Origin of the sequence: Paracoccus haeundaensis (assembly GCF_006239215.1) — a bacterium.
GTDB classification, from domain to species: domain Bacteria; phylum Pseudomonadota; class Alphaproteobacteria; order Rhodobacterales; family Rhodobacteraceae; genus Paracoccus; species Paracoccus marcusii.
Genome location: NZ_VDDC01000087.1, coordinates 1 through 2,468, shown reverse-complemented (window position 1 = coordinate 2,468; position 2,468 = coordinate 1). Strand labels below are relative to the sequence as shown.

The 2,468-nt window shown below is 58.1% G+C and carries 5 protein-coding genes; 1 reads left to right on the top strand and 4 read right to left on the bottom strand.

The genetic code is table 11. The annotated features are described in order from the left end of the window. Positions 1 to 549 precede the first annotated feature (549 nt). Positions 550 to 783 carry a hypothetical protein gene (locus FHD67_RS20025; RefSeq protein WP_139599835.1) on the top strand — a complete coding sequence of 78 codons (234 nt, stop codon included), beginning with the start codon at positions 550 to 552 and terminating at the stop codon, positions 781 to 783. Between the two features lie 151 nt (positions 784 to 934). Here FHD67_RS20025 and FHD67_RS20020 read toward each other — a convergent pair whose 3' ends face one another. From FHD67_RS20020 to FHD67_RS20005, 4 genes are all read right to left on the bottom strand, one after another. Continuing rightward, positions 935 to 1,225 (bottom strand): BrnA antitoxin family protein, encoded by a 291-nt coding sequence (locus FHD67_RS20020; protein ID WP_016338399.1) that lies wholly within the window; start codon positions 1,223 to 1,225, stop codon positions 935 to 937. Next, positions 1,222 to 1,470: a BrnT family toxin gene (locus tag FHD67_RS20015; RefSeq protein ID WP_042246947.1), complete on the bottom strand. Its 249-nt coding sequence runs from the start codon at positions 1,468 to 1,470 to the stop codon at positions 1,222 to 1,224. Before FHD67_RS20015 ends, FHD67_RS20020 begins: the two co-directional genes overlap by 4 nt. 195 nt (positions 1,471 to 1,665) lie before the next feature. Next, positions 1,666 to 2,211, bottom strand: a complete 546-nt coding sequence (locus FHD67_RS20010; protein ID WP_139599834.1) for a hypothetical protein — start codon at positions 2,209 to 2,211, stop codon at positions 1,666 to 1,668. Further along, on the bottom strand, positions 2,208 to 2,468 hold a 261-nt coding region (locus FHD67_RS20005; RefSeq protein WP_246071369.1), incomplete at its 5' end, for a hypothetical protein. The genes FHD67_RS20005 and FHD67_RS20010, both read right to left, overlap by 4 nt.

Here is a 2,468-nt window from a genome sequence, read left to right as displayed (position 1 = left end):
CTTTTTCTTGCCTGCACAGCCCACCCTCGTTCAACCCCTGGCTGCGCTGTGGCGGATATGAGGTGTTATGCGCCGGAAAACCCTGGCGTGAGCGATCGCGCGGGGGTTGTGGGGTAGAGGGCAGTCAGGCGTCCGAGCCGGCCACTGTCAGGTCTCTGGCAGGCCAGCTGACTGATCTTGCATCAATGACGGATTGGTTAGAAAAACCAGCGTGCTACCGGTTTTTATCCCTTATGAGCGCATGGGGCTGGCAATTCTTTGAAGATCATGGCACAATCAGAGAGGTAGTAATTTAATAAAAAACAACCTGAGGTTGAAAATGATCCGGACAATTGCTGTTGGAAGCTATATTTCCGTTCAGGGTATTTTCGAGTGCGATCTGGGCAATGGAAAAATCACCGTCCGTGTCGGGGAGCGATCCTATATCGGAACGCCAATCGATAACTGACGTTATTAAAAAAATCAGGCGCCGTTTCTCCGTAAGCAGGTAACATAAAGAGATTTTTATCCCTATCCGATAACGTCGCCGCGTTCGCATGAGGCTTCAAAATGGTTATTGTGCTTCTATGTTCCGGTATCATTGCCGGCACATTTGCAGGAATAGCGTTTTGGATCGCCGGTTATGGAATCGGAATGATTGCCCTGGCCTACTGGGCAACTGGATCAATCGCCGTCATTGTCACAGTGCTGACGCAAGTTTTGTTCAGTCCATTTGTGTTCAGACGCAGCAGATCGCGTGTTTCAGAAGGAGATGAGTATGCTTCGAGAGAAACCGCCTCGTGAGCCGGTCCCCGAATATCCGGACTTTCCTCCGTTGGAAAATTGACCGTATTTCTGCGCCGAGCTTCCACTATCGCATGAAACAAACCAATGAAGTTGGTTCAGGTTAAGTTTGAGGTCGCAAGCCAGCAGGGGGTTATGAGCTAGCTACTGTTCATAGACCTGCTGCTTCTCGCAGGGCGCGGTTCATCCGGGTCTGCCAACCCGGTCCGCTGGCCTTGAACCGAGCCACCACGTCCTGATCGAGGCGCAGCGAGACGGCAACTTTGGGGTTTTCGACCTTGGGCCGTCCGCCCATGTTCCGGCGCAGGGCGTCTGACAGGGCTGGGAACGCCTCAGTGAAAGGCCGGGCCTGGGCAAGTTGCGCCGCTGTGGCTTCCGGGGCGTCCGGATCGCTGGCGATCATCCGCTGGATCTGGTCTTCGGTCAGATGGGTCTTGCTCATAGCAGGCTCCGTTCCCTGGCGCTGGCGGGGCGCATCGAGATCACCGACACCCCTTGGGTGCCCAAGGTCGCGAAGACCACCGCCACGGTGCCATCCGCGAGACGCCCGATCGCCATGTGCCGGCCCGCCTTTGCCGGGACCACGACCGAGGCTAGGAAAAACGCCTCGTCGAGATCGGCAAAATCCAGACCGTGCTTGGCAAGGTTGGTCTGCCGCTTCGGCGCGTCCCAGGTGATCATCAACATGTGTTTATGTATATACGCAAACCTGCTGCGCGATCAAGGTGCAGAGTGGGTCGTCCGACCCGTTCTGCGGCTCAAAAATGATCCTGGAAGGAAGGTTCAGAACACAGCGCGGATGCCGAAATGCAATTTCGGTTAACATCGGCCATATCCTGCAACTGCAACACCCCTCTGGCGACCTCCATCAGTTCGTCTGCTTCAGCCATCGATCCAGATGCCGCAGAAGCGTCTGCCATCGCTGTTGGTGGCGATCTCGCCCCCGGCTGACGTACAGAACACCTCCGGATGCTTTCCGAATTCCCGTGCATCTCCGCGTCCCTGGATGAGAAGCAGCGCCACGATGCCCAGAACGCCCCCCAGAGCCGCAATTCCTCCGAAGACGGCCAGACCCCCTCCAAACCGATGCAGGGCCTGTCTGCTGCTTCTGACGCTCTCCAGGCGCATGTGGGTGGCGGCGGCCTGGATCTCATGCTCCAAGCCCTTGATGGCCCTCTCAGCGGCCACCTGAGCGGCACTGGCACTATCTTGGTGCATCCGCCTACCCAGATGCTCCGAGGCATCAATGACCTCCTGAGCGTGTGCGGATGCCTCTCCCGAAGCTTTCTCGATCCTGGCCATGAGCCCTGCCGCCTCGGCCTTGGTGGTCGCGGTGGCGGTGAGGTTGCTTACGTCCTGGCGCAGGAGCCGCACCTGGTCGGTCAGATCGGCAATCAGCTCGGCGGGGGATTTGGCGGCGGCGCTCATGCGGTGCCTGCCTTCGCGTCCAGCTCTGCCAGCAGTCCGGCAATCTCCTTCTGATCGACCTCGCGGGTGGCGTTCTTGCGCAGGGTGGCCGCCATCCATCTGGCGATCTTCGGGTCCTTCAAAGCTTCGGTGGTGACGATGGCGCCGACGATGATCTTGCGGCGGGTGTCGCTGGCTTTCTGTCGGGTCTTGAGGCGGTTCAGCTTGGCCTGTGCCTCGGCGATCTGCTGGTCAATGGTCCTGGGCATTTTGAAATC